The organism is Burkholderia sp. BCC0506 (assembly GCF_902833145.1).
Lineage (GTDB): Bacteria > Pseudomonadota > Gammaproteobacteria > Burkholderiales > Burkholderiaceae > Burkholderia.
In genome coordinates, this window is the sequence record NZ_CADFEN010000016.1 from 1 (window position 1) to 24,417 (window position 24,417).

Consider the following 24,417-nt stretch of genomic DNA (forward strand, 5'->3'; position numbering starts at 1 on the left):
GTCATCAAGCATGGCGACGCAGGTTAACAGCCCCCATCATCGTTTACAACACCCAAAACAAAAATGCCGTTCAGTTCTTAACTGAACGGCATTAGGGCCGATGGCCCGCTTTTTTCATCCGCCTGGCGCTCGCCCCGCCGCTTACGCGAGCGCGCCCAGCTCGCGCAGCCGCGCCTCGGTCGCCGCCGCGCTCGTATGATGAATGCCGTGCCAGCCGAGCGCCGTCGCAGCCGCGGCGTTGTTCGCGTTGTCGTCGATGAACACGAGCTCGTGCGGCGCGATGCCGGGCAGGTGCGGATCGATCCGCGCATGCATCTCGCGATAGATCGCCGGATCGGGTTTGACGAGCTTCACGCGGCCCGACACGACGATGTCCTTGAACCGGCGCAGCACCGGGAAGTTGTCCCACGCGTACGGAAACGTCTGGGCGGACCAGTTCGTCAGCCCGAACAGCGGCATTCCCTGTGCGTCCAGCCGGTCGACGAGCGCCGCGCCTTCTTCGAGCACGCCGCCGATCATCTCGTGCCAGCGCGCGTAGAACGCGCGGATCAGCGCTTCGTGCTCCGGAAACTTCGCGACGAGTTCGGCCGTGCCTTCCTCGATCGTCTGCCCGCCGTCCTGGCGGACCACCCAGTCCATCGCGCACACGTGCGTGAGGAACCAGCGGCGCTCGGCGGCGTCGGGAATCAGTTCGCGGTAAAGGTACTCGGGGCTCCAGTCGATCAGCACGCCGCCGAAATCGAACACCACGGCCTTGATCGTCATGCGAACTCCGTCGCGAGCACGTCCGCGAGCGGACGCGGCGTCACCGCGTTGCCCGACAGCGAATTGTTGTTCCAGATGAAGTGATGGTGCGCGACGATCTGCGCCGCCGACAGGTGGGCGCGCTCGTTCGTCGTGTGCAGGTCGGACACGACGGTCGTCCGGTAGCCGAGCAGCGCAGCACGGCGCGCGGCGGAATCGACGCAGAACTCGGTCGCATAGCCGCAGATCAGTACCGAACGGATGCCATGGCGCTCGAGCTGCGCCGCGAGCGGCGTGTCGTGAAACGCGTCGCTCGCCTCTTTGCGCACGCGCCAGTCGTCGCGACCGACGACCAGCCCCGCATGCAGTTCCCAGCCCGGCGTGCCGGGCACGATGTCGTCGCTCGCGTCGCCGTCGTGCTGCACGAAGCACACCGGCGCGTTCGCCGCGCGCGCCGCCGCCGTCAGCCGGTTGATGCCCGACACGACCTCGTCGAGCCGGTACGCGGGCTGAGCCCGCTCCACCAGCCCGCGCTGCATGTCGACCACGATCACCGCAGTGTCCGCCATTGCTTGCCCTCGCTGTTTTGTTCGGCCGTCGCTGGATCGCGATCCGGCCGTTACCGCGCGTTGCGTCAGATCGGCTGCGTGCGCGCGTCGAGCCACGCCTTCGCGTCGCCGCTCAGGTGTCGGCCGACGCGCTCGCGCACCGTCGCGTGATACGTGTTCAGCCACGCGCGCTCTTCGTCGTGCAGCATCTCGATCAGTACGCAGCGCGTGTCGATCGGGCACAGCGTCAGCGTCTCGAACGCGAGGAAATCGCCGAATTCCGTCTGTCCGGCCGCACGGTTCACGACCAGGTTCTCGATCCGGACGCCCCACTGGCCCGGGCGGTACACACCCGGCTCGATCGACGTGATCATCCCCTCTTCCATCGCCGTGTACGGCTCGGCCGGCGCGTAGTGCGAGATCACCTGCGGGCCTTCGTGCACGTTCAGGAAGTAGCCGACGCCGTGCCCGGTGCCGTGGCCGTAGTCGAGCCCGGCCGCCCACATCGGCGCGCGCGCGATCGCGTCGAGCATCGGCGAGCGGATGCCGCGCGGGAAGCGGGCGCGCGACAGCGCCATCATCGACTTCAGCACGATCGTGAAATCGCGCCGCTGCAGGTCGCTGACGGTGCCGACCGGCACGACGCGCGTGATGTCGGTCGTGCCCGTCATGTACTGGCCGCCCGAATCGATCAGCAGCAGGCCGTCGCCGGCGATCGTCGCGTGCGACTCGCGCGTCGCGTGATAGTGCGGCATCGCGCCGTTCGCGTTGAAGCCGGCGATCGTCGCGAAGCTCGCCGACACGTAGCCGGGGCGCCGGGCGCGCGCGGCCGTGAGCTTTTCCTCGATCGTCAGCTCGGTGATCGTCTCGCGATTGACGGCCTGTTCGAACCACGCGAAGAATTCGGCGAGCGCGGCGCCGTCGTGTTCCATCGTCACGCGCACGTGCTCGATCTCGGCGGCCGTCTTGCGCGACTTCGCGAACGTCGACGGATTCACGGCCTCGACGAGCTTCACGCCGGCCGGCACGGCCTCGAGCGTGCCGAACGTCACGCGGCGCGGGTCGATCAGCAGCGTCGCGCCGTCAGGCAGCGCCGCGAGCGATGCACGCGCGGCGTCGTACGCGCGGACGTCGACGCCATCCTGCGCGAGCGACGCGGCCAGCGCCGGCGGCACCTTGCCGTCGGCGACGAACAGCGTCGCGCGATCGGCGCCGATCATTGCGTGCGCAACGAACACCGGATTGAAGTTGACGTCCGCGCCGCGCAGGTTGAACAGCCATGCGAGATCGTCGAGCGTCGACACGAAATGCCACTGCGCGCCCTGCGCATGCATCGCGCGGCGCACCTCGGCGAGCTTGCTCGCGCGCGTCGTGTCGGCCTGCGGCGCCGCGTGCTCGAACACCGCGTCGCCGGGCAACCCCGGCCGCTCCGGCCAGATCGCGTCGAGCAGGTCGACGTCGGTACGCAGTGCGATGCCGCGCGCGCTCAGCGCGGCCGTCAGCCCGCGCGCGGCCGCGACGCCGAGCACCGCGCCGTCGACCCCGACCGTCGCGCCCGCCGCCACGTTCTGCGCGAGCCAGTCGACGTGCGGTGCGCTCTGCTGCCCGCCCGTCATCTTCATCAATTGCACGCCCGTGCCCGCCAGTTCGGCGTCGGCCTGCACCCAGTAGCGGCTGTCGACCCACAACCCCGCGAACTCCGCGGTCACGACCAGCGTGCCGACCGAGCCCGTGAAGCCGGACAGCCAGCGGCGCGCCTGCCAGCGTTCGGGCAGGTATTCGGACAGATGGGGATCGGCGGACGGCACGAGATAGGCGGCCAGGTTCTCGCGCGCCATGGCGTCGCGCAGCAGCGCGAGACGGGCCGGCACCGGCGAGACTTCGGGGAGACGGGCATTCATGATTTCACCTGAGAGCATTCAGCGACGGGCCGACAGCGCGACCGTCACGGCTACGGCGAGGAACGCGACGCCGGTGCAGACCGGCCATTCGAGCGTCTCGCCATCGTAAAACAGTCCCGAGAGATTGCCGACCATGCGGGCGGCGGCCGCGCCCACGATGCCGACGAGCACCGCGATCCACCACGCCGGCCGGCCCGTGCGCCGCATCGGGTGCAGCCAGCGGCCGAACCACCCGACGGCCGCTCCCAGGACAAGGATTCCAAACCAGTTCATTCGACGCCTTCTATAAATTCAGATTCGTCCCATAGGCGTGAACGTTGCCAGCGGCTAGCATCGATTCATCCATCGAACCCGAGACCAGCCGGGCGCCGCGAACATTCGAGTGTAGGGGCCGACTCGACGTTATGGCAAGCGCACACCGGCTGCCGTATTGAAGAAATTCTCATGCGAATCGCTCTGATCGATCCGGAGTCGCGTCATGCCGCACTCCTGAACCACCTGCTCTTCGCGGGCGGTCATGTATGCCACGCGTTTCCATCCAGCGCCGCATTCTTCGAGTGGCTCGCCGCCGACAATACCTGCGACATGCTGGTCATCGGCCACTGGGCGGGCGACCAGCCGGCGCAGGAAGTCATTCCGCGTGCGCAGGCGGTCCTGCCCGGGTTGCCGGCCATTGCCGTGATGCAGTCGGCGCGCGAGAGCGAAATCGTGTCGTGCCTGCACGCGGGCGCCGACGATTGCGTCGTGCGCCCCGTGAGCGGGCCCGAGCTGCTCGCGCGCGTCACCGCGCTGAGCCGGCGCGCCGGCGTGCGCCGGGCGCCCACCCGCTCGCGCGAAATGTATGGCGAATACGCATTCGACGCCACGCATTGCCTCGTGCGTTTCGGCGACGCAATCGTTTCACTCACGCCGAAGGAGTTCCGTTTCGCGCAGTTGCTGTTCACGAACGTGTCGCGGCCCGTATCGCGCGCCCATATCCTCGAAACGGTATGGGGCCGCCGCCGCGACATGAAGTCGCGCACGCTCGACACGCACGCGTCTCGGCTGCGCAGCAAATTGCATCTGCTTCCGGAGCGCGGCTACCGGCTGTTGCCGCTCTACGGCTTCGGCTATCAGCTCGACCGCGTTCCGATCGAGCCCCCAAATTCGCGCCCCCGCCACGCCGATGCCCGGTATGCAGCGAGTGAGGAAATCGCCGAAACGCTATAATATGGGGCTAAACGATAGCCCTCGATATGCAACTCCTCACGATCGGAATCAACCACCACACTGCGCCTGTCGCCCTGCGCGAACGCGTGGCGTTTCCGCTCGAGCAAATCAAGCCGGCTCTCGTCACGTTCAAGAACGTGTTTCTCGGCCCTCAGGCGCCCAATACGCCCGAGGCGGCGATCCTCTCCACCTGCAACCGTACCGAGCTGTATTGCGCGACAGACGATCGCGCGGCCCGTGAAGGCGCGCTCCGCTGGCTGTCGGAATATCACCGGATTCCGGTCGACGAACTGGCGCCGCACGTCTATGCGCTGCCGCAGTCGGAGGCGGTCCGGCACGCGTTTCGCGTCGCCTCCGGCCTCGATTCGATGGTGCTCGGCGAAACCCAGATTCTGGGCCAGATGAAGGACGCGGTTCGCACCGCGACGGAAGCCGGCGCGCTCGGCACCTATCTGAACCAGCTGTTCCAGCGCACGTTCGCGGTGGCGAAGGAAGTGCGCGGCACGACCGAAATCGGCACGCAGTCGGTGTCGATGGCCGCGGCCGCGGTTCGCCTCGCGCAGCGGATCTTCGAAAAGGTGTCCGATCAGCGCGTGCTGTTCATCGGCGCGGGCGAAATGATCGAGCTGTGCGCGACCCACTTCGCCGCGCAGGGCCCGCGCGAACTCGTCGTCGCGAACCGCACGGCCGAACGCGGCCAGCGGCTCGCCGAACGCTTCAACGGCCGCGCGATGCCGCTGGCCGACCTGCCCGCGCGCATGCACGAATTCGACATCATCGTGTCGTGCACCGCATCGACGCTGCCGATCATCGGCCTCGGCGCGGTCGAGCGCGCGGTGAAGGCGCGCCGCCACCGGCCGATCTTCATGGTCGACCTCGCGGTGCCGCGCGACATCGAGCCCGAAGTCGGCAAGCTGAAGGACGTGTTCCTGTACACCGTCGACGATCTCGGCGCGATCGTGCGCGAAGGCAACGCGTCGCGCCAGGCCGCGGTCGCCCAGGCCGAAGCGATCATCGAGACGCGCGTGCAGAATTTCATGCAATGGCTCGACACGCGCAGCGTCGTGCCGGTGATCCGTCACATGCATACGCAGGCCGACGCGCTGCGCCGGGCCGAAGTCGAAAAGGCACAGAAGCTGCTCGCGCGCGGTGAAGATCCGGCCGCCGTGCTCGAAGCCCTGTCGCAGGCGCTGACCAACAAGCTGATCCACGGCCCGACGAGCGCGCTCAACCGCGTCAACGGCGCCGATCGCGATTCGCTGATCGACCTGATGCGCGGCTTCTACCAGCACGCGCCGCGCTCGAACGACCAGTCCGGCCACTAGCGCCGCTCGGTCGCCCTGCCGCCGGCCGGTCGTCGTGCTGCCGCCGGCCTATCCTTTCCGAATACCCTTGCCCGGGAGCGCCGCTCCACACCATGAAGACGAGCATGCAACGCAAGCTCGACCAGCTTTCCACACGGCTGGCCGAACTGAACGACCTGCTGAGCCGCGAAAACGTCACGGCCGACCTCGACCAGTACCGCAAGCTGACGCGCGAACATGCGGAACTCGGCCCGGTCGTCGAGCAATACGCGCTATGGCGCCAGTCGCGCAGCGACGAAACGGCCGCGCAGGAGCTGCTCGCCGACCCGTCGATGCGCGATTTCGCGGAAGACGAAATCCGCAGCGCGCGCGAGGGCATGGCGCGCCTCGAGACCGAGCTGCAGAAGATGCTGCTGCCGAAGGACCCGAACGACGACCGCAACATCTTCCTCGAAATCCGCGCGGGTACGGGCGGCGACGAATCGGCGCTGTTCGCGGGCGACCTGCTGCGCATGTACCTGCGCTTCGCGGAGCGCCAGCGCTGGCAGGTCGAGATGATGTCGGAAAGCCCGTCGGATCTCGGCGGCTACAAGGAAGTGATCGTGCGGATCGCGGGCCAGGGCGCGTATTCGCGCCTGAAATTCGAATCGGGCGGGCATCGCGTGCAGCGCGTGCCGGCCACCGAGACGCAGGGGCGCATCCATACGTCCGCGTGCACGGTCGCGGTCATGCCCGAAGCCGACGAGATCGGCGAGGTCGAGATCAATCCGGCCGACCTGCGCATCGACACGTTCCGCGCGTCCGGCGCGGGCGGCCAGCACATCAACAAGACCGATTCGGCGGTGCGCGTCACGCACATCCCGACCGGGATCGTCGTCGAGTGCCAGGACGACCGCTCGCAGCACAAGAACAAGGATCGCGCGCTGAAGGTGCTCGCCGCGCGCATCAAGGACAAGCAGTACCACGAGCAGCATGCGAAGGAAGCCGCGACGCGCAAGAGCCTGATCGGCTCCGGCGACCGCTCGGAGCGAATCCGCACGTACAACTTCCCGCAGGGCCGCATGACCGACCACCGGATCAACCTGACGCTGTACCGGCTCGAGGCGATCATGGACGGCGATCTCGACGAACTGATCGGCGCGCTCGTCACCGAGCACCAGGCCGAGCTGCTCGCGTCGCTCGGCGACGCCGACTGAGGCCGCGATGCCCGACACCACCGCCGACGCCCTGCTGCGCGCCTCGCCGCTCGACCCGGTCGATGCGCGCGTGCTGCTCGCGCACGCGCTCGGCTGGACCCGCACGCAACTGATCACGCGCGGCGACGCGCCGCTCGACGCCGCCGCGGTCGAACGCTACCGCGCGCTCGAAGCGCGTCGCGTCGCCGGCGAGCCGGTCGCGCAGCTGGTCGGCATGCGCGAGTTCTTCGGCCGCCCGTTCGACGTGACGCCCGACGTGCTGATCCCGCGCCCCGAAACCGAGTTGCTCGTCGAAGCGGCGCTCGATGCGATCGACGGGCTGCCGCATGCGGCCGTGCTCGACCTCGGCACCGGCAGCGGCGCGATCGCGGTGTCGATCGCGGCCGAGCGTCCCGATACGCGCGTGTGGGCGCTCGACCGCTCGCCGGCCGCGCTCGCGGTCGCACAACGCAACGCGGACAAGCTGCTCGACGCGCACCGCCCCGGCGGCCCGCTGCACTGGCTGCAGAGCGACTGGTACGCGGCGCTCGATCCGGCGCTCGCGTTCGATACGATCGTCAGCAACCCGCCGTACATCGCGCAGCACGATCCGCACCTCGCGCAAGGCGACCTGCGTTTCGAGCCGCGCGGCGCGCTCACCGACGACGCCGACGGCCTCAGCGCGATCCGCACGATCGTCGCGGGCGCCGGCGCCCGTCTGAAACCGGGCGGCACGCTGTGGATCGAGCACGGCTACGACCAGGCCGAAGCCGTGCGCGCGATCCTGGTGTCGCACGGCTTCGTCGCGGTCGAATCGCTCGCCGATCTCGCCGCCATCGAGCGCACGACCGGCGGCCGCCTGCCGGCCTGACGCCCGGCCCGCCCGGTTGAAATCCGCTATCATTTCGATCTAACGCCCCGCAAACGCAAGGTCAGTCATGGACACCCAACAACGTATCAAGCAAATCGTCGACGAAAACCAGGTCGTGCTCTTCATGAAGGGCAACGCGCAATTTCCGATGTGCGGCTTCTCGGGCCGCGCCGTGCAGGTGCTGAAGGCCTGCGGCGTCGACCAGTTCAAGACGGTCAACGTGCTCGAGGACGATGAAATCCGCCAGGGCATCAAGACATTCTCGAACTGGCCGACCATCCCGCAGCTCTACGTGAAGGGCGAATTCATCGGCGGCTCGGACATCATGATGGAGATGTACCAGTCGGGCGAACTGCAGCAACTGTTCGCCGCCGCGTAATACGCGGCGCCCGTCCCCTTTTCGATGGCATCTCCCAGCGCGCCGCCACGCCGGCTGATCGTCGCGATCACCGGCGCCACCGGCGCGATCTACGGTGTGCGGCTGCTCGACCTGCTGCGCGCCGCCGGCGGCGTCGAAACGCACCTGCTGATTTCGAACGCCGGCTGGCTCAACATCCAGCATGAACTGAAGCTGCCGAAGGCCGATGTCGAAAGCCGTGCGGACGTCGTGCATTCGGTGCGCGACGTCGGCGCGACGATCGCGTCGGGCTCGTTCGCGACCGACGGCATGGTGATCGCGCCCTGCTCGATGAAGACGCTCGCAAGCGTCGCGCACGGGCTGTCGGACAACCTGATCACGCGCGCGGCCGACGTCACGCTGAAGGAACGCCGCCGTCTCGTGCTGATGGTGCGCGAAACGCCGTTCAACCTCGCGCATCTGCGCAACATGACCGCCGTCACCGAAATGGGCGGCATCGTCTTTCCGCCGCTGCCGGCGTTCTATGCGATGCCGAAGACGATCGAGGAACTCGTCGACCAGACCGTCACGCGCGTCCTGGACCTGTTCGCGCTCAGCGCGCCGCTCACGACGCCGTGGGCCGGCATCCGGCACGCGCAGTAGTCCGCGTCGCTTCTGCGCGCATCTTCGCCGGTTCACGCAGCAACTTCGCCTATTTTCTGCCTTTAGATGCGAAGCTGCATCCGAAAGCCTGTCGTCGCCCGGATTATCAACATACAGGCGTCAATCAAATTCCGGTTCGCCGATTTATCAATGCACGGTACGCGCCTATAGTCACAGGCAAACCCTTTCGCAGGTCACCACCATGAACCGCTTGCCTTCGCTGTACCTGTCCCACGGCGCCCCGACGCTGCCGATCGACCCGACGCTGCCGTCCGGCGCGTTCACCCACCTCGGCGCCGAATTGCCGCGCCCGCGCGCGGTGCTGATGCTGTCCGCGCACTGGGGCACGCAACGGCCGGTCGCGAGCGTCGCCGCGCATCCGGACACGATCCACGACTTCTACGGTTTCCCGCAGGCGCTGTACGACATCCGCTATCCGGCGCCGGGCGCACCCGACGTCGCCGAGCGCGCGGCCGCGCTGCTGAACGCGGCCGGCATCGCGACCGCGACGACCGAACACGGCCTCGATCACGGCGCGTGGGTACCGATGCTGCTGATGTTCCCGGAAGCCGACGTGCCGGTCGCGCAGTTGTCGATCCAGCCGCGCGCGGACGCCGCGCATCACTTCGCGCTCGGCCGCGCGCTGCGGCCGTTGCGCGACGAAGGCGTGATGGTGATCGGCTCGGGCCAGATCACGCACAACCTGCGCGCCGCCGATTTCGGCGCGGCGCCCGAGGATGCGGACCCGCGCGTCGCGGAATTCACCGACTGGTTCGAGGCGAAGCTTGCCGCGCGCGACGTCGACGCGCTGCTCGACTACCGCCGGCAGGCGCCGCACGCGGCGCTGATGCATCCGACCGACGAGCACCTGCTGCCGGTCTTCGCGGCGCTCGGCGCGGCGGACGACGACTACCGGCTCGGCATCCAGTCGCTCGGCACCTACCAGCGCGTGCTCGCGATGACGAACTACGTGTTCACGAGCGCCGACGCCTGAACCCGGACGGCGGCGCAACCGCCGGGCCAGCAAAAAGCCCGCCCGAGCATCGCTCGGGCGGGCTTTTTTCACCGCATCCTGCCGCCGCCGAATCCGGCGGCAGGCCAGGCGTCAGGCACCGATCCCTTCGAGGATCTCGTCGTGCGACTCGCGCTCGTCGAGATACTGGGTCCGGTAACCGGTATTCACGCCCCAGAAGTAGAACACCAGCGAGATCGCCGCGACGACCAGCATGTCCCAGCCGTACGGCAGGTAGCCGTAACCGCCGAATTCCTTGCTGCCGATCAGCGACAGCACGGCCATCGTCGGCAGGTACGCGACCAGCCACCATGCGGCCTTCAGGTCGGCGCCCCAGCCGGTCCAGCCCGACTTCGCCTGGAAGTAGAAATACACCGGCAGCGCGACGATCATCAGCAGGATGATTTCGCCCGTCAGCGGCCACTTCGCCCAGTACAGGATCAACGACGCGCACACGAACGCGAACGGTGCGATCAGTTTCATCAGCGGAATCGACAGCGGGCGCTCGATGTCGGTCGCCGAGCGGCGCAGCGCCATCAGGCTGATCGGGCCGGTCAGGTACGAGATCACCGTCGCCACCGAGATCACCGCCGCGAGCGAGCTCCAGCCGCGGAAGAAGAACAGGAACACGAACGACACGAGCAGGTTGAACCACATCGCCTGGCGCGGTACACCGTAGATCGGATGCACGTTGCCGAACATCTTCGGCATCGTGTTGTTGCGCTCCATCGCGTAGATCATGCGGGTGGTCGTGGCCATGTAGGTCGTGCCGGTGCCGCTCGGGCTGATGAACGCGTCGACGTACAGCAGGATCGCGAGCCAGTTCAGGTTCAGCGCGATCGCGAGTTCCGCGAACGGCGACGAGAAGTTGAAGTGCGCCCAGCCCTTCGCGACGTCGGCCGGGTTCACCGAGCCGATGTAGGCCATCTGCAACAGCACGTAGATCACGAGTGCGAGCAGGATCGACGTGATCACCGCGAACGGCACGCTGCGCGACGGGTTACGCGCTTCGCCCGCGAGGTTCACCGGGCTCTGGAAGCCGTTGAACGCGAACACGATGCCGCTCGTCGCAACCGCGGTCAGCACGGCCGACCAGCCGTACGGCGCGAAGCTCGCGTTGGACGCGGTGCCGAGGTTCTCCGAATGGAAGCTCGTCAGCATCAGGCCGAGGATCGTGAGGCCGGGGATCAGGAACTTGAAGATCGTGATCGCGGTGTTCGCGCGCGCGAAAGCCTTGACGCCCCAGTAGTTCAGCATGAAATAGATGACGACCAGCACGGCCGACAGCAGCAGGCCGGGTGTCGTCAGCTCACCGTTCACGAACAGCGCGTGCGCCCACGGATACGGCCACGTGCTCATGTACTGGATCGACGCTTCGGCCTCGATCGGAATCACGGATACGATCGCGATCCAGTTGGCCCATGCGCTGATGAAGCCCACCAGCGAACCGTGCGAGTAGCGTGCGTAACGCACCATGCCGCCCGATTCGGGGAACATCGCGCCCAGTTCCGCATACGTCAGCGCAATCGCCAGAATCACGACAGCGCCGATGATCCATGCGCAGATCGCCGCCGGACCGGCGATCTTCGCGGCCTTCCAGGCACCGAACAGCCAGCCCGAGCCGATAATCGAACCCAGCCCCGTCAGCATCAATGCAAACGGGCCGATGTTCCGTTGAATAGAACTCTTCACATCCTCTCCTGTGTCTCAAAAAGCATGGTCGGCCTGCGGTCCGGGATCGGCTCGGACAGCACCGCGCACGCATTCTTGGGGGGACGGTTACCCGATCGGGGCAACCCGTCCGCGCGGCGCGTAGTTTAACGGTTGCACCTCGAACGTGGCGCCAAAATCGATCGGCCCCTACAAAAAATTCGCATCGCTTGCAAGCTTTGTAAACCTGATCTCCGCAATAACCCTGATAGCATGGGAATACGGTTGACCGTCGGACCGATTAGCCGTATAAAGGACTTCGCAGGATTTCAAGCGGCGAGTGAATTGGTTCTTTCGTAGTTCGCCCATCAACGGTACTCCGGTTGGTCCTATTACCCCCTTCCTTGATTTTCCGCACCCATGGGCTTCGGCCCCGTTTTATCTTTTTAGGAACAAGTAACATGGCAACCGGTACCGTCAAGTGGTTCAATGACGCAAAGGGCTTCGGCTTCATCACCCCGGAAGGCGGCGGCGACGATCTGTTCGCGCACTTCTCGGAAATCCGCGTCGAAGGCTTCAAGACGCTGCAAGAAAACCAGAAGGTTGAATTCGAAGTGAAGACGGGCCCGAAGGGTCTGCAAGCTGCGAACATCCGTCCGGTCTAAGCTTGGCGCGATCATTCGTGTAAAAAAGCCCCGCTTCGGCGGGGCTTTTTGTTTTGGGCGCCGGTCGCCGCCCGGCCTCGCCCTTCGAGCCGCCCGCCGTTCAGCCGAACAGTCGCTGCGCGTGAATGCCGAGCCCCGTCGCGACACTCGCGAGACGGTCGCCGAACACCGGCTGCGCATCCGGGAATGCGGCGGCGAGCGCGCCCGACAGGAATGCGAGCCCCGTCGACCCCCCGGTGAAATACAGCGCACCGACATCGCGCGGCGCCACGCCCGCGAGCCGCACCGTTTCGCGCGCGGCGTCGACGATGCGCGCGGTATCGTCGCGGCTCGCGTCGACGAGGCGATCCGCGTCGAACGCGATCTGCAGGTCTTCCTCCACGTCGTTCAGGTCAATCACAGTCTCCCCGCCCGCCGCGACGCCGATCTTCGCCTCTTCCGCGCGCGCCATCAGCGCATGCCCGAGCCGCTGCTCGACCACGCGCGTGAGCCGGTCGTACTGTCGCACGTCCTGGTACAGGTGCTTCATCAGCTTCAGCTCGCCGATCCGCTTCGGCGTGTAGACGGTGTTGATCAGGTGCCAGGTCGCGAGATCGAAGTAGATCTTGTTCGGCAGCTCGCGCCCTTCCGGGTCGAGCGAACGGTAGCCGAATGCCGGCAGGATCGCGGCCAGCTCGACACGCCGGTCGTAGTCGGTACCGGCGACGTGCACGCCGTGGTGCGCCAGCACGTCGTCCTTGCGCTCGAGGCGCGTCATCCGGTCCGGGCCGACGCGCACGAGCGAGAAGTCGGACGTGCCGCCGCCGATGTCGGCGACGAGCACGAGGCGCTCGGCCTGCTGACGCGACTCGTAGTCGAATGCGGCGGCGATCGGTTCGTACTGGAAGTGAACGTCCGCGAAGCCGACCGATTGCGCCGCCGCCGCGAGCTGAGCTTGGGCGAGGCGGTCGGCGCGCGGATCGTCGTCGACGAAGAACACCGGCCGGCCGAGCACCGCGCGGCCGATCGGCGCACCCGCGCACGCTTCGGCCTTGCGCTTCAGGTGCGTCAGGAAGCGCGCGATGATTTCGGTGTACGCGATCGCGCTGCCGTCGCCGAGATCGGTCGTCGTTTCCGCGAGCGGCGAGCCGAGGATGCTCTTCATCGAGCGCATCAGGCGGCCGTCGAAGCCGTCGATATAGGAGGTCAGCGCCGCCCGGCCGTATTCGACCGTCTCTTCGTCGTTGTTGAAAAAGATCGCGGTGGGCAGCGTCAGGTGGTCGCCCTCGACGGGCGCGAGGCGCATGCCGTCGCCGTCGGGCAGCGCCACGGCGGAATTGGACGTGCCGAAATCGATCGCGCAGTAAGTCATGGGAAATTGCCGCAGCAGGCCGGCGCGAAAACGGAAAGGACGGGCTTTTTAACATGAAGCCCGCGGGATCACAACCGGGGCCGGCCAGCGGTGCCGCGCAACGGGCGCCGGTGGCGACGGCGCGCGGCGTGGCGCGCCGGAAACCTGCGCGGACAGGATGCGCGACGCAGCCTGCCCGCCTGCGGCGTCAGGCTGCCGCGTCGAAGCTCTTTTTCCACGCGCCGGCGTAGACGACTTCGCCGATCGCGTGGCGCGTGCGCGGCGCCTTCTCGCGATCGCGCAGCACGGGATCGAGCTTGTCGACGTTGCCGTAATGGCCGAGCGAGATGATCGCCGGGATCGCGACGTCCGCCGGAATCGCGAATGCGTCGCGGAAGGCCTTCGCGTCGAACCCGCTCATCTGGTGCGCGGCGAGGCCCAGTGCGTGCGCCTGCAGCACCAGCGACATCGCGGCGGCGCCGGCGTCGTAGAGCGCGGTCGGCGCCGGCTCGCCCTTCGGCGTGAGCGTGTGCGCGGTCACCGCGATCAGCACCGGCGCGGGCGCATTCCAGCCCTGGTTGAACGGCACCAGCGTCGCGAATGCGCGCTTGAACGCGTCTTCGTCCCGGGTGCGATCGAATACGATGAAACGCCACGGTTGCGCGTTGTACGCGGACGGCGCCCAGCGTGCCGCTTCGAGCACCGCGTGGAGATCGCCGGCGCTGACGGGTTCGTCCGAATACGCGCGCGGGCTCCAGCGGCCCGCGATCAGATCGTGAATCGAAACAGTGGTGGGAGCAGGTTTGACGGACATGCGGTTCCTCGCTGACATCGATGAAGGGGCGCGAACGCCCGGCGAAACGCAAGCATACCCGCTTGAGCGATTGCGCGCCCGGTCCTGCCGCGCTATGCAAATCGCCGTACGTCCAATGGCCGGCCGCGGCCCGCGCAGCCGGCCGGAGCCGCCGCGATCAGGCTGCCTGCGCGGCCGCGCGCGACGGGCCGCGGTTGATCCGCAGCACGATCAGCGCCCCGACGATGCACAGCCCGCCGGAAATCATCGACGCGATCGTATAGGTGCCGAGGCTCGCGCGCAGCAGCCCGGCACCGAGCGCCGCGAATGCCGCGCCGAGCTGGTGGCCGGCGACGATCCAGCCGAACACGACCGGCGCCGCGGCCTTGCCGAACACGTCGGTCGCAAGCCGCACGGTGGGCGGCACGGTCGCGATCCAGTCGAGCCCGTAGAACATCGCGAACAGCGGCAGCCCGAAGAAATCGATCCCGAACGCATGCGGCAGGTAGATCAGCGACAGCCCGCGCAGCCCGTAGTACCAGAACAGCAGCACGCGGTTGTCGTAACGGTCGGACAACCATCCCGACAGCGTCGTGCCGAACAGGTCGAACACGCCCATCGCCGCGAGCAGCGACGCGCCCTGCACTTCGGTCATCCCGTAATCGCTGCACATCGCGATCAGGTGCGTGCCGACGTAGCCGTTGGTACTCGCGCCGCAAATGAAGAAGCTGAAGAACAGCAGCCAGAAGTCGCGCGAGCGGCTCGCCATCAGCAGCGTGCGGAACGCGACCGCGAGCGGGTTCTCCTTCGTCGCGTCGGGCGCGGGCGGCGCATCGGCCGGTTCGCCGTACGGGCGCAGTTGCACGTCGGCCGGCCGCTCGGGCAGCAGGAACGCGACGAGCGGAATCACGATCGCGGCCGCCAGCGCGACGACCAGCACGACCGGCCGCCAGCCGTGGCGCTGCGCGATCGCCGCGAGCATCGGCAGGAACACGAGCTGGCCGGTGGCGGTGCTCGCGGTCAGGATCCCCATCACGAGGCCGCGCCGCGCATGGAACCAGCGCGTGACGAAGGTCGCGGACAGCGTCAGCGCGACGACGCCCGTCGAGCAGCCGACCATCAGCCCCCAGATCACCACCATCTGCCAGCTCTGCGTCATCATCGACGATAGCGCGACGCCCGCGCCCATCGTCGCGAGTGCGGTGAGGATCGTCGGGCGCAGCCCGAAGCGCTGCATCGCGGCGGCTGCGAACGGCCCCGTGAGGCCGTACAGCGCGATGTTCACCGAAATCGCCAGCGAAATCGCCGCGCGGCTCCAGCCGAGCTCGCGTTCGAGCGGCACCATCAGCACGCTCGGCGTCGCGCGCGTGCCGGCCGCCGCCAGCAGGATCAGGAATACCACCGCCGCCGCGAGCCATCCGTAATGGAAGCGCCCGCCGATTCGTGTCACCGCCCAGTTCATCTTCGCGTTCTCCAGTTGGCGGCTCCGGTGCCATCGCACCTTCCGCCCCGACCAGGCCACCTCCGCCGCGCATTTCAACGTCGGCTGACCCGGGCCGACGCTTGGCATTCGTCTGTCGATCCGGACGATTGTTACCGACCGGTCACAACTGTGTTGCGATCGTAGTGACCAGTCGGTAACATGTCAAGCAAGTCATTACGTAGTCGAGGGTCATCATGTCGGGCATCGAGGTCGCCAAACCGCTCGCGCGACGCACGCGCCGGCCGATCGACGGCGCCACCGCGCAGGAGCATCTGCTGCGTGCCGCCGAGGAGCTGTTCTACAAGGAAGGCGTGCGAACGGTCGGCGTCGAGGCGGTGGTGGAGCGCGCAGGCGTCAACAAGATGAGCCTGTACCGCCAGTTCTCGTCGAAGGACGAGCTGATCCTCGCGTATCTGGAACGGATGGACGCGTGCTTTTTCGAGCGGTTCGACGCGAGCGTCGCGAAGCATCCGGGCCAGCCGAAGGCGCAGTTGATCCAGTATTTCGTCGACCTCGCCGAGCGCGCGACGCAGAAGGACTATCGCGGCTGCCCGTTCGTCAACGTGGCCGCCGAATTCCCGGACGCATCGCACCCGGCGCGCGAACGCGTCGCGCAGAACAAGGAACAACTGATGAAACGGCTCGTCGCGCTGTGCGAAGGCGCCGGCGCGCGACAGCCGAAGGCGCTCGCCGATGCGCTCGCGCTGGTGGTCGAAGGCATCTACGCGGCGAGCCAGACCTACCGGCACGGCGAAACGCCGATCGGCATCGCGCCCGCGCTCGTCACGCAGTTGATCGAAGCGGCCTGCGCGTGACGGGCCGCGCGCGTTCGCTGCGCACGCGCCCGCTACAATGCGGCCCTCGCCGCCCTTCCGCCCGACTGGTATCACGATGACCGACACCCGCCCCGACTCGCACGACGACATTCTCGCCGCCACGCGGCACTGGCTCGCGCGCGCGGTGATCGGGCTCAACCTGTGCCCGTTCGCGAAAAGCGTCTACGTGAAGGAACAGGTGCGCTACGCGATCAGCGAAGCGACGACACTCGAGGACGCGCTCGCCGACCTCGAAACCGAACTGCGCGCGCTCGACGCGGCGGACCCGCAGCAGGTCGACACGACGCTCGTGATCTATCCGCACGCGTTCGCCGATTTCGTCGACTACAACGACGCGCTGTTCTTCGCCGAGCGGCTCGTGCAGCAATTGCGACTCGACGGCGTGCTGCAGATCGCGAGCTTCCATCCGCAATACCGGTTCGACGGCACCGAACCGGACGACATCGAAAACTACACGAACCGCGCGCCCTATCCGATCCTGCACCTGCTGCGCGAGGACAGCATCGCGCGCGCGGTCGACGCGTTCCCGGACGCGTCCGCGATCTACGAAAAGAATCAGGAAACGCTGCGCCGCCTCGGCCACGAAGGCTGGCGCGAATGGATGCGCCGGCCAGGCGACGACGTCTGACGCATCGGGTAGCATCCGGGTGGCGCGCGGCAGGCGCGTCGCCCGTTCGGCCGCGTGCCGCGCCGGGTGCAGCCGGTTCCTCGCTCCGCTCAGTCCGCCGCCGGCTCGACAGCCGCCGCGGGCGCCGGTACGAAGAAGCGCTCGTTCAGCTCGGCAAGCCCGAACATCGCGAGGATCTCGTTCAACCGCTCGCCGGGCTTGCGACGCGGCAGGTTCTTGTACTGCGCGATGATCAGCTCGTTCTTCATCGAATGCTCCCAGCCCACAAGCTCGGTCACGCTGACCTGATAGCCGTGCGCTTCGAGCTGCAGGCAGCGCAGCACGTTGGTGATCTGGCTGCCGAATTCGCGCGTATGCAGCGGATGGCGCCACACCTCGGTCAGCGCGTTCGCGAGCGACTTGCCCTTGTTCCTGCGCAGCACGCCCGCGACTTCCGCCTGGCAGCACGGCACCAGCACGATGTGCTGCGCGCGCTTCGCGAGCGCGAAGCGGATCGCGTCGTCGGTCGCCGTGTCGCACGCGTGCAGCGCGGTGACGACGTCGACCGTATCGGGCAGTCGCGGCGACGTGATCGAATCGGCGACCGACAGGTTCAGGAACGACATCCCGCCGAAGCCGAGCCGCGCGGCGAGCTCGGTCGAGCGCGTGACGAGCTCCTCGCGCGTCTCGATGCCGTACACGTGCGACGCGAACGCCGGCGTGCCGTGCCCCGGCTGCTGCTTGAAGAACAGGTCGTACAGGATGAAGCCGAGATACGACTTGCCGGCGCCGTGATCGACGAGCGTCACGTGGCTTTTGTCGGCCTGCACGCCGGCGAGCAGCGGCTCGATGAACTGGAACAGGTGATAGACCTGCTTCAGCTTGCGGCGGCTGTCCTGGTTCAGCTTCCCGTCGCGGGTGAGGATGTGCAGTTCCTTCAGCAGCTCGACGGACTGCTCCGGGCGGATTTCGTGGGTCTTGTTCGACATCGTGAAGCGGCGCCGGGCCACGGTCGGTCGACCACGGCCCGGCGGCGGAAATTCGTGAGGAATGGCGACAGTTTACCGAAAATGCGCGGTCAGGCCCGGGCGCCGATCCGCCACAGCGACGTGACCTCGGCGCGACGCGCCGCATGCAGCGGATCGTCGGCGTCCGTCGACTTCGGGTGCGCGGGCCGGATGTCGTCGCGGCCGAGCACGACGAGGCCGGCTTCGTCGATCCATTGCAGCAAGGTGTCGCGCGGCCGCAGGCCGAGATGCTCGGCGAAATCGGACAGGATCAGCCAGCCTTCGCCGCCGGGCTCCAGATGCGCGGCCAGCCCCGCGAGGAAACCGCGCAGCATGCGGCTTTCCGGGTCGTAGACCGCGTATTCGATCGGCGCGCTCGGCCGGGCCGGCACCCACGGCGGGTTGCAGACCACGAGCGGCGCACGGCCGGCCGGAAACAGGTCGGCCTCGACGATATCGACGTGGCCCGCGTAGCCGAGCCGCGCGACGTTCTCGCGCGCGCAGGCGAGCGCACGCGGATCCTGGTCGGTCGCGACGATGCGCTCGACGCCGCGCGAGGCGAGCACCGCCGCCAGCACGCCGGTGCCCGTGCCGATATCGAACGCGAGCGACGTCGCCGGCAGCGGCGCGCGCGCGACGAGCTCGACGTATTCGCCGCGCACCGGCGAGAACACGCCGTAGTGCGGATGGATCGGCGCGCCGCCGAGCGCCGGGATCGGCACGCCCTTCTTGCGCCATTCGTGCGCACCGACGAGGCCGAGCAGCTCGCGCAGCGACACGACCGACGGCGCGCCGCCGGGGCCGTACGCTTCCTCGCAGGCCGCGCGCACGTCGGGCGCGCGGCGCAGCGGAATCGTGTAATCGGCGTCGAGCGGGATCAGCAGCATGCCGAGCGTGCGGGCGCGCTGCGATTGCGCGAGACGATGCAGGTTGAATGCTTCGACGCCGGCCGCGGCTTTCGCCTTCTTCGGCTTGCGTTCGACACGGCGCGCCATCGCCTGCACGAGCTGGCGCGCATTCTGGAAGTCGCCCTGCCAGACGAGCGCGGTGCCCTCGCATGCGAGGCGGTAGGCCGCGTCGGCGGTGAAGCGGTCGTCGGCGGGTACCGCGCGCTTCGGCGGTTGCACACCGGCTTCGGAGCGCCAGCGCACGGCATGATCGACGCCGTCGGCGTCGGTCCAGTGGAAAACGGGGGAATCGGTCACGCGAACTCGGTTACGGTTGGCTTCAGCGGCGGCGAGAATTCGCCGCGCGGACCACACCATACCGCGCTTTGCCCGCCCCGGCAAAAACAGGCGCCGCGACGCCCGCCCGCGAGCGTTCGTCGCGGCGCACCCGTCAATCAGGCGAGATCGACGGTTTCCGCACCGGGGGCATCGCGCTTGACGGCCGCGATGCCGTCCTCGCGTGCCTGCGCGCTGCTGTACGTTTCGCTCGTGCCGATGACCTGGTGGTTGGCGGCCCGCAGATTGAACATCGGCTGGCCGTTGTGGGCGAGCTTGCGCTCGTAACGCGCGTCGAGCGGCGCATTCTCCTGCACGGACGCGATCCCGTTTTTCGCGCCGCCTTTCTGCTCGTACCGTTCGCTCGCGAGAATGATCTCGCCGTTCGCCGACTTCAGGTGGAAATAGTACTCACCGTTCGTGGCTTTCTTGATCTCGAATTTTGCCGCCATGGAGTTCCCCTAAAAGTATGTCCGACCCTCGGACATCGGCCAGTGTAAGGGGTTGCACCGACAAAAATCGACATTTTGCGAAGATAAGCATTAAAGACTGTCAAATGGCGAGTCTTCGACACATTTGACCGATGTTGAATTCCGGGCGGACGACCTACCCGCCCCACCCCGGCATGGTCGGCAGACGCAGCGTGCACGCATCGTTGAAGTGCACGGTGCCGAGCACACTGCCGGCAAGCCGGCCGCGCAGCGCATACGGCAACTCGCCGTTCGCGGCCGCGCCCGGCAGGTTCCACGCCTGCCGCGCGGCGGCAAAGGCCGACACCGAAACGGGCACGTCGAGCACGGCCTCGCCGAACCGCGGCACGGTGCCCGCCCGATCGCTGACACCGCTCGCGAACGGCGTGCCGTTCAGGTCGAGCGCGACCGAGATGCCGTCGTAGTCGATCGGCGCATCGTTCGGATTCTGCACACGCAACTTCAGGCTGAACCGCATCTCGAGGCCCTGCCCGACCAGCGGGTCGAGCCCGGCGACCGACACGCGCACCGGCTCGCGCGTGAGCCCCGCGCAACCGCCCAGCAGGAACACGGCCGCGAACAGCAGCAGCACGGCGCACAGCGGCGCGATTCGGAACGGGACGCGTGACATGGGAAGACCTCCTCGTGGCGATCGGTGAACGGGTCGTCGATGCATTGTACCGACCGTGCCGCCGCTCGCCGGGTTTCGTAGTTTGGGCCGCCACGCGAGATCGTTAATAGATTAAAACTACGAAATTACCAGCGAAACGGAAAGCGCATTAACGACTTTCAGCATTCAATGAAGCGTCTGGAATTCAATAGATGCTCTTTCTAATTTTTTCGTTTCCTTTACCCAAAACCATCAAGTATATTTACGCATCCTTGGAGCAAGCCGACAAACCTTGAAGCCGCATGACGGCGAATTTACGGGATGGCGACACGCTGTCCTTCCGTCCTGCGGACTGGCCCGGCCAGCCCCGTAGGTCGTCGGTTCAAAGGGATTGCGCGCCCGCGCCGGGCGTGCGGCCCCGTGTCGTGCGCGCGAAATCAATTCAGTACAACACGCGCCCGGCCATTTTGAACCGGCCAGTTAACCGACATCCGGAAATTCAGAGGGGGCAGTAAACCATGATTACCTTCACGTAGTCGGCCGACATCTTTTCGAATAATCCGTCATTGGCATTTTTTCGCTGTTGATTAAACGGCGAGGGGATTGCTTTTGCCGGCGTTTTCGCAGCACTGAACGATTCTTTCAACAATCGAGGTTTCAGTCATGTCGATCCATATTCGCAAGATGCGTTATCTGCCGCTCGTCGCCGCACTCGCGCTCGCCGGGTGCGGCGGCGACGACGGCGGTGCAGGCTCCGCTTCCGCGCTCAGCTCCGCCGGCGCGCCGCATGCGGGCTCGTCGCCCGCCGTCACCGCGCCGCCGAGCGCCTCCAACGTCGACAAGAGCGTCTCGCCCGTCGAACTGCCGGACACCGTGGTGCCCGTGAACTACCGGCTGTGGTTCCGCCCCAACGACGCGCTGAACGCGTTCGACGGCCGCGCCGACGTCGAGATCAAGGTGCTCAAGCCGGTCAACAACATCGTGATCGCCGGTCACCGGATCAAGTTCACCAACGGCCGCATCACGCTGCAGCCGGGCAACATCCAGCTGATCGCGACGCCGCAGGACAAGGGCGACTTCTATCAGCTGCGCCCCGTCGCCGGCACGATCGCGCCGGGCAACTATTCGCTCCACATGGAGTGGTCGGGCATCATCAACTTCAAGTCGTACGACGATCCGGTCAACCACACGGGCGGCAGTTGCGGCGACGATCCGTATCCGGGCTGCTCGGCCGCGGAGGGCGTGTTCCGCGTCGACCTGAAGGGCACCGACGGCAAGACGAGCGGCGCGATCCTGACGCAGGGCGAAACCAACCTGGCGCGCCAGTGGTTCCCCGGCTGGGACGAGCCGGCGTTCCGCCCGACCTATGAAGTGACGGCCGAAGTGCCGCAAAGCTGGCGCGTCGTGTCGAACGCGGCCGAGAAGCCGTCGACCAACGTCGGCGGCGGCTACAAGCTCGTGCAGTTCGAGAAGACCCCGCCGATGCCGTCGTACCTGCTGTTCTTCGGCGGCGGCATGTTCGACACCTACGAGGACGACTTCACGAGCCCGCTGCCGGGCGGCAAGGGCGGCCTGCACCTGCGCGTGTTCACGCCGCCGGGCATGAGCGAGTGGGCGAAGCCGGCGATGGACCGCACCAAGCAGGCGCTCGACTTCTACTACCGCTACACGGGCATCGCGCTGCCGCTGACGAAGTTCGACACGGTCGCCGCGAACGACGCGTTCAAGGAGCAGAAGGACCTGAACTTCGGCGGGATGGAGAACTGGGGTTCGATCCTCGAGTTCGCCGACGATATCCTGCCGCAGCCGGGCCAGCCGATGTCGCGCTACGGCAACGAAGTGCTGACGCATGAAGTGGCGCACCAGTGGTTCGGCGATCTCGTCACGACGGACTGGTGGGACAACGTGTGGCTCAACGAATCGTTCGCGACGTTCTTCGAGACGAAGACGACGATCCAGTTCTTCCCCGACGAGTTCAGCTGGCTCGACCAGGTGAAGAACAAGTATCGCGTGATCAATCGCGACATCGGCCCGAACGCGTTCCCGGTCGCGCCGAACTTCAACGGCTGGGCGTCGAACGACTTCGTGCTGAGCGCCAGCGCGTTCACGTACGACAAGGGCGGTCACGTGCTGAAGACGCTCGAGAACTATCTCGGCGAGCAGACGCTGCGCCGCGGCCTGCAGCAGTACCTGGTCGACTACTCGTTCGGCAACGGGACGCCGAAGCGTCTGTGGGATGCGCTGTCGAAGGAAAGCGGCCAGGCGATCGGCCCGATCGGCGACAGCTACGTGCGCCAGACCGGCGTGCCGCTGATCTCGCTCGACACGCAGTGCGACCTGACGAAGAACCAGACGGTCGTCACGCTGAAACAGCAGCCGTTCCCGAACAAGAACGCGTATCCGGGCCTGCAATGGACGGTGCCGATCACGCTCGCGTACGGCCAGGGTCTCGCGAAACGCACGACGCTCGCGCTGAAGGATACGCAGGCGCAAACGCGGATCGACGGCTGCACGGGCGTGGTCGCCGACCCGAGCGGTCTCGACTACTACGTCGTGAACTACAGCGACGCGGCCTGGAGCGGGCTGCTCACGCAGGTCAACAGCTCGACCGATCCGGTGCTGCTGGCGAACCTGAAGAGCGAAGCGGCGCTGCTCGTCGCGAACAACCTCGCGCCGGCTTCGCGCTCGACGTCGATCGGTTCGGTCGCTTCGCCGGCCGCGATGAAGCTGCGCCAGACGCCGACCTTCGGCGGCATCGAGCCGGTGACGAAGGAACGCCCGGCACGGCAATACCAGGGCATCTTCAAGCCGCGCAAGGTAGTGACGCAGTAACGGTGCGTATCCGGCCGGTGCCGCGCAACGCGTGGCGCCGGCCGGCGTACCGGTTTCTCCGACCTGTTGACGGGCCTCGCATGCGAGGCCCTTTTTTTCGTGCCGCGCTAGCGATCGTCGCGGCGGCGGAACGCCCACCACGCGGCCAGCGCGGTGAAGCCCGCGACGAGCAGCACCATCAGCCAGAAGCCGTGCTTGTTCTCCGCGAACGGCACGCCGCCGACGTTCATCCCGAAGAAGCCGGCGACGATGTTGATCGGCAGCGCGATCACCGTGACGAGCGTCAGCGTGAAGAGCGTCCGGTTGTTCTGCTCGTCGAGGCGCGAGCCGATTTCTTCCTGCAGCAGCTTGATACGCTCGTTGAGTCCCGCCAGATCGGCGAGCACCAGCGAGAACTCCTCGGTCGACTCGCGCAGCTCCTGCACGTCTTCCGTGTGCAGCCACGCGGGCGGCTTCGCGAGCAGCCGGAAGATCGAGCCGGGCTCCGGCGCGAGCATCCGCTGCAGGCGGGTCAGCGTGCGGCGCATCGTGCCGAGTTCGACGCGGTTCGACGTGAGCCGCTGCGACAGGAAGCGATCCTCGATGCGGTCGACGTCGACGCTCGTGCGCCGCATGATCTGGATCAGCAGGTCGGCCTGGTCGCGCAGCAGGTGCACCAGCAGTTCCGCGGGCGAGCGGAACCGCTCGCCGTCGCGCACGCACGCGCGCAGCGTGTCGACCGAGCGCAGCGGCTTGAGCCGCGCGGTCACCATGATGCGCCGCTCGACGTGGACGAACAGCGTCGCGATCTCCGACGGCGTGAGCTCGAGGTTGAACATCACGTCGTTGACGATCGCGCGCAACGCGCCGTCCTCCTGCTCGATGCGCGTCGAGCGCGAGCCTTCGTGCAGGAATTCGAAGAAACTGTCGGGCAGCCCGAGATGCGTGCGCATCCAGCGCTCGCTCGCGCCGTGCGCGAGATTGAAATGCAGCCAGACGAAATCGTCCGATGCGGCCGCGCCATGTTCGCGGCACGTGCGCAGCCACGCGGCGGCCGCATCGGCGTCGAGCATCGCGCCGGCGCCGCCCGGAACGAAGCGGAATCCGCACACCATGCCGGACGTATCGGCGCCGTAAGTCTGTACGATCAGGTCCATCGTGTCGAAGG

General features: G+C 67.1%; 24 protein-coding genes. 11 read left to right on the forward strand and 13 right to left on the reverse strand.

Features of this window, described 5'->3' with window-relative positions; translation table 11 throughout:
* Positions 1-141: 141 nt before the first annotated feature.
* The 4 genes from HWX62_RS29230 to HWX62_RS29245 form a co-directional block, all read right to left on the reverse strand.
* Positions 142-765 carry an HAD-IA family hydrolase gene (locus HWX62_RS29230; protein ID WP_175931967.1) on the reverse strand — a complete coding sequence of 208 codons (624 nt, stop codon included), beginning with the start codon at positions 763-765 and terminating at the stop codon, positions 142-144.
* Positions 762-1,313 (reverse strand): cysteine hydrolase family protein, encoded by a 552-nt coding sequence (locus tag HWX62_RS29235; RefSeq protein ID WP_175931968.1) that lies wholly within the window; start codon positions 1,311-1,313, stop codon positions 762-764. Before HWX62_RS29235 ends, HWX62_RS29230 begins: the two co-directional genes overlap by 4 nt.
* 65 nt (positions 1,314-1,378) lie before the next feature.
* Positions 1,379-3,193: an aminopeptidase P family protein gene (locus HWX62_RS29240; protein ID WP_175931969.1), complete on the reverse strand. Its 1,815-nt coding sequence runs from the start codon at positions 3,191-3,193 to the stop codon at positions 1,379-1,381.
* An 18-nt stretch (positions 3,194-3,211) separates the two neighbouring features.
* On the reverse strand, positions 3,212-3,466 hold the full coding sequence (locus tag HWX62_RS29245; RefSeq protein ID WP_175931970.1) for a hypothetical protein: 255 nt from the start codon (positions 3,464-3,466) through the stop codon (positions 3,212-3,214).
* A 171-nt stretch (positions 3,467-3,637) separates the two neighbouring features.
* On the opposite strand from HWX62_RS29245, the gene HWX62_RS29250 reads away from it, so the two are divergent.
* The 7 genes from HWX62_RS29250 to HWX62_RS29280 all read left to right on the forward strand — a co-directional run bounded on the left by HWX62_RS29250 (position 3,638) and on the right by HWX62_RS29280 (position 9,746).
* Positions 3,638-4,402, forward strand: coding sequence for a response regulator transcription factor (locus HWX62_RS29250; RefSeq protein ID WP_175931971.1), 765 nt, complete (start codon positions 3,638-3,640; stop codon positions 4,400-4,402).
* 26 nt (positions 4,403-4,428) lie between these two features.
* A complete protein-coding gene (gene hemA / locus HWX62_RS29255; protein ID WP_175931972.1) occupies positions 4,429-5,727 on the forward strand; it encodes a glutamyl-tRNA reductase in 1,299 nt (432 codons plus the stop codon).
* Between the two features lie 92 nt (positions 5,728-5,819).
* Positions 5,820-6,902 (forward strand): peptide chain release factor 1, encoded by a 1,083-nt coding sequence (prfA, locus tag HWX62_RS29260; protein WP_059577095.1) that lies wholly within the window; start codon positions 5,820-5,822, stop codon positions 6,900-6,902.
* Between the two features lie 7 nt (positions 6,903-6,909).
* On the forward strand, positions 6,910-7,752 hold the full coding sequence (gene prmC / locus HWX62_RS29265) for a peptide chain release factor N(5)-glutamine methyltransferase (protein WP_175931973.1): 843 nt from the start codon (positions 6,910-6,912) through the stop codon (positions 7,750-7,752).
* A 67-nt stretch (positions 7,753-7,819) separates the two neighbouring features.
* Entirely contained in the window at positions 7,820-8,131 is a 312-nt protein-coding gene (gene grxD / locus HWX62_RS29270) for a Grx4 family monothiol glutaredoxin (RefSeq protein WP_060965513.1), read from the forward strand.
* 24 nt (positions 8,132-8,155) lie between these two features.
* A complete protein-coding gene (locus HWX62_RS29275) occupies positions 8,156-8,752 on the forward strand; it encodes a UbiX family flavin prenyltransferase (protein ID WP_034183704.1) in 597 nt (198 codons plus the stop codon).
* Positions 8,753-8,954: 202 nt separating this feature from the next.
* On the forward strand, positions 8,955-9,746 hold the full coding sequence (locus tag HWX62_RS29280; RefSeq protein WP_175931974.1) for a class III extradiol ring-cleavage dioxygenase: 792 nt from the start codon (positions 8,955-8,957) through the stop codon (positions 9,744-9,746).
* 111 nt (positions 9,747-9,857) lie between these two features.
* On the opposite strand, the gene HWX62_RS29285 is transcribed toward HWX62_RS29280, so the two are convergent.
* Positions 9,858-11,456, reverse strand: a complete 1,599-nt coding sequence (locus HWX62_RS29285; RefSeq protein ID WP_175931975.1) for an APC family permease — start codon at positions 11,454-11,456, stop codon at positions 9,858-9,860.
* 419 nt (positions 11,457-11,875) lie between these two features.
* On the opposite strand from HWX62_RS29285, the gene HWX62_RS29290 reads away from it, so the two are divergent.
* Positions 11,876-12,079 carry a cold-shock protein gene (locus tag HWX62_RS29290; protein WP_006477070.1) on the forward strand — a complete coding sequence of 68 codons (204 nt, stop codon included), beginning with the start codon at positions 11,876-11,878 and terminating at the stop codon, positions 12,077-12,079.
* 100 nt (positions 12,080-12,179) lie between these two features.
* On the opposite strand, the gene HWX62_RS29295 is transcribed toward HWX62_RS29290, so the two are convergent.
* The 3 genes from HWX62_RS29295 to HWX62_RS29305 form a co-directional block, all read right to left on the reverse strand.
* Positions 12,180-13,430 carry an Hsp70 family protein gene (locus HWX62_RS29295; RefSeq protein WP_175931976.1) on the reverse strand — a complete coding sequence of 417 codons (1,251 nt, stop codon included), beginning with the start codon at positions 13,428-13,430 and terminating at the stop codon, positions 12,180-12,182.
* Positions 13,431-13,617: 187 nt separating this feature from the next.
* On the reverse strand, positions 13,618-14,223 hold the full coding sequence (locus HWX62_RS29300; protein WP_175931977.1) for a nitroreductase family protein: 606 nt from the start codon (positions 14,221-14,223) through the stop codon (positions 13,618-13,620).
* A 157-nt stretch (positions 14,224-14,380) separates the two neighbouring features.
* Positions 14,381-15,664, reverse strand: a complete 1,284-nt coding sequence (locus HWX62_RS29305; RefSeq protein WP_175931978.1) for an MFS transporter — start codon at positions 15,662-15,664, stop codon at positions 14,381-14,383.
* 215 nt (positions 15,665-15,879) lie between these two features.
* Here HWX62_RS29305 and HWX62_RS29310 point away from each other — a divergent pair, with 215 nt between their 5' ends.
* Together HWX62_RS29310 and HWX62_RS29315 are read left to right on the forward strand one after the other, a co-directional pair.
* On the forward strand, positions 15,880-16,500 hold the full coding sequence (locus HWX62_RS29310; RefSeq protein ID WP_175931979.1) for a TetR/AcrR family transcriptional regulator: 621 nt from the start codon (positions 15,880-15,882) through the stop codon (positions 16,498-16,500).
* Positions 16,501-16,576: 76 nt separating this feature from the next.
* Positions 16,577-17,149: a DUF1415 domain-containing protein gene (locus HWX62_RS29315; protein WP_175931980.1), complete on the forward strand. Its 573-nt coding sequence runs from the start codon at positions 16,577-16,579 to the stop codon at positions 17,147-17,149.
* An 89-nt stretch (positions 17,150-17,238) separates the two neighbouring features.
* Here HWX62_RS29315 and HWX62_RS29320 read toward each other — a convergent pair whose 3' ends face one another.
* The 4 genes from HWX62_RS29320 to HWX62_RS29335 all read right to left on the reverse strand — a co-directional run bounded on the left by HWX62_RS29320 (position 17,239) and on the right by HWX62_RS29335 (position 20,459).
* A complete protein-coding gene (locus HWX62_RS29320; RefSeq protein WP_175931981.1) occupies positions 17,239-18,117 on the reverse strand; it encodes an SAM-dependent methyltransferase in 879 nt (292 codons plus the stop codon).
* An 89-nt stretch (positions 18,118-18,206) separates the two neighbouring features.
* Positions 18,207-19,340, reverse strand: a complete 1,134-nt coding sequence (locus tag HWX62_RS29325) for a class I SAM-dependent methyltransferase (protein ID WP_175931982.1) — start codon at positions 19,338-19,340, stop codon at positions 18,207-18,209.
* Positions 19,341-19,477: 137 nt separating this feature from the next.
* On the reverse strand, positions 19,478-19,810 hold the full coding sequence (locus tag HWX62_RS29330) for a YegP family protein (RefSeq protein ID WP_175931983.1): 333 nt from the start codon (positions 19,808-19,810) through the stop codon (positions 19,478-19,480).
* A 154-nt stretch (positions 19,811-19,964) separates the two neighbouring features.
* Positions 19,965-20,459, reverse strand: a complete 495-nt coding sequence (locus HWX62_RS29335; RefSeq protein ID WP_175931984.1) for an LEA type 2 family protein — start codon at positions 20,457-20,459, stop codon at positions 19,965-19,967.
* A gap of 642 nt (positions 20,460-21,101) precedes the next feature.
* Here HWX62_RS29335 and HWX62_RS29340 point away from each other — a divergent pair.
* On the forward strand, positions 21,102-23,270 hold the full coding sequence (locus tag HWX62_RS29340; RefSeq protein WP_175931985.1) for a M1 family metallopeptidase: 2,169 nt from the start codon (positions 21,102-21,104) through the stop codon (positions 23,268-23,270).
* Between the two features lie 107 nt (positions 23,271-23,377).
* On the opposite strand, the gene HWX62_RS29345 is transcribed toward HWX62_RS29340, so the two are convergent.
* Entirely contained in the window at positions 23,378-24,406 is a 1,029-nt protein-coding gene (locus HWX62_RS29345; RefSeq protein WP_175931986.1) for a transporter, read from the reverse strand.
* Between the last annotated feature and the right edge of the window lie 11 nt (positions 24,407-24,417).

Excerpts from the sequence above, each read along its gene's own strand:
- HWX62_RS29320 (WP_175931981.1), bottom strand. The coding sequence starts at position 18,117 with ATGTCGAACAAGACCCACGAAATCCGCCCGGAGCAGTCCGTCGAGCTG.
- HWX62_RS29290 (WP_006477070.1), top strand. The coding sequence starts at position 11,876 with ATGGCAACCGGTACCGTCAAGTGGTTCAATGACGCAAAGGGCTTCGGC.
- HWX62_RS29295 (WP_175931976.1), bottom strand. The coding sequence starts at position 13,430 with ATGACTTACTGCGCGATCGATTTCGGCACGTCCAATTCCGCCGTGGCG.
- prfA (WP_059577095.1), top strand. The coding sequence starts at position 5,820 with ATGAAGACGAGCATGCAACGCAAGCTCGACCAGCTTTCCACACGGCTG.
- prmC (WP_175931973.1), top strand. The coding sequence starts at position 6,910 with ATGCCCGACACCACCGCCGACGCCCTGCTGCGCGCCTCGCCGCTCGAC.
- HWX62_RS29245 (WP_175931970.1), bottom strand. The coding sequence starts at position 3,466 with ATGAACTGGTTTGGAATCCTTGTCCTGGGAGCGGCCGTCGGGTGGTTC.
- hemA (WP_175931972.1), top strand. The coding sequence starts at position 4,429 with ATGCAACTCCTCACGATCGGAATCAACCACCACACTGCGCCTGTCGCC.
- HWX62_RS29300 (WP_175931977.1), bottom strand. The coding sequence starts at position 14,223 with ATGTCCGTCAAACCTGCTCCCACCACTGTTTCGATTCACGATCTGATC.
- HWX62_RS29345 (WP_175931986.1), bottom strand. The coding sequence starts at position 24,406 with ATGGACCTGATCGTACAGACTTACGGCGCCGATACGTCCGGCATGGTG.
- HWX62_RS29250 (WP_175931971.1), top strand. The coding sequence starts at position 3,638 with ATGCGAATCGCTCTGATCGATCCGGAGTCGCGTCATGCCGCACTCCTG.
- HWX62_RS29315 (WP_175931980.1), top strand. The coding sequence starts at position 16,577 with ATGACCGACACCCGCCCCGACTCGCACGACGACATTCTCGCCGCCACG.
- HWX62_RS29240 (WP_175931969.1), bottom strand. The coding sequence starts at position 3,193 with ATGAATGCCCGTCTCCCCGAAGTCTCGCCGGTGCCGGCCCGTCTCGCG.
- HWX62_RS29340 (WP_175931985.1), top strand. The coding sequence starts at position 21,102 with ATGTCGATCCATATTCGCAAGATGCGTTATCTGCCGCTCGTCGCCGCA.
- HWX62_RS29230 (WP_175931967.1), bottom strand. The coding sequence starts at position 765 with ATGACGATCAAGGCCGTGGTGTTCGATTTCGGCGGCGTGCTGATCGAC.
- HWX62_RS29275 (WP_034183704.1), top strand. The coding sequence starts at position 8,156 with ATGGCATCTCCCAGCGCGCCGCCACGCCGGCTGATCGTCGCGATCACC.
- HWX62_RS29335 (WP_175931984.1), bottom strand. The coding sequence starts at position 20,459 with ATGTCACGCGTCCCGTTCCGAATCGCGCCGCTGTGCGCCGTGCTGCTG.
- grxD (WP_060965513.1), top strand. The coding sequence starts at position 7,820 with ATGGACACCCAACAACGTATCAAGCAAATCGTCGACGAAAACCAGGTC.
- HWX62_RS29235 (WP_175931968.1), bottom strand. The coding sequence starts at position 1,313 with ATGGCGGACACTGCGGTGATCGTGGTCGACATGCAGCGCGGGCTGGTG.
- HWX62_RS29305 (WP_175931978.1), bottom strand. The coding sequence starts at position 15,664 with ATGAACTGGGCGGTGACACGAATCGGCGGGCGCTTCCATTACGGATGG.
- HWX62_RS29330 (WP_175931983.1), bottom strand. The coding sequence starts at position 19,810 with ATGGCGGCAAAATTCGAGATCAAGAAAGCCACGAACGGTGAGTACTAT.
- HWX62_RS29280 (WP_175931974.1), top strand. The coding sequence starts at position 8,955 with ATGAACCGCTTGCCTTCGCTGTACCTGTCCCACGGCGCCCCGACGCTG.
- HWX62_RS29310 (WP_175931979.1), top strand. The coding sequence starts at position 15,880 with ATGTCGGGCATCGAGGTCGCCAAACCGCTCGCGCGACGCACGCGCCGG.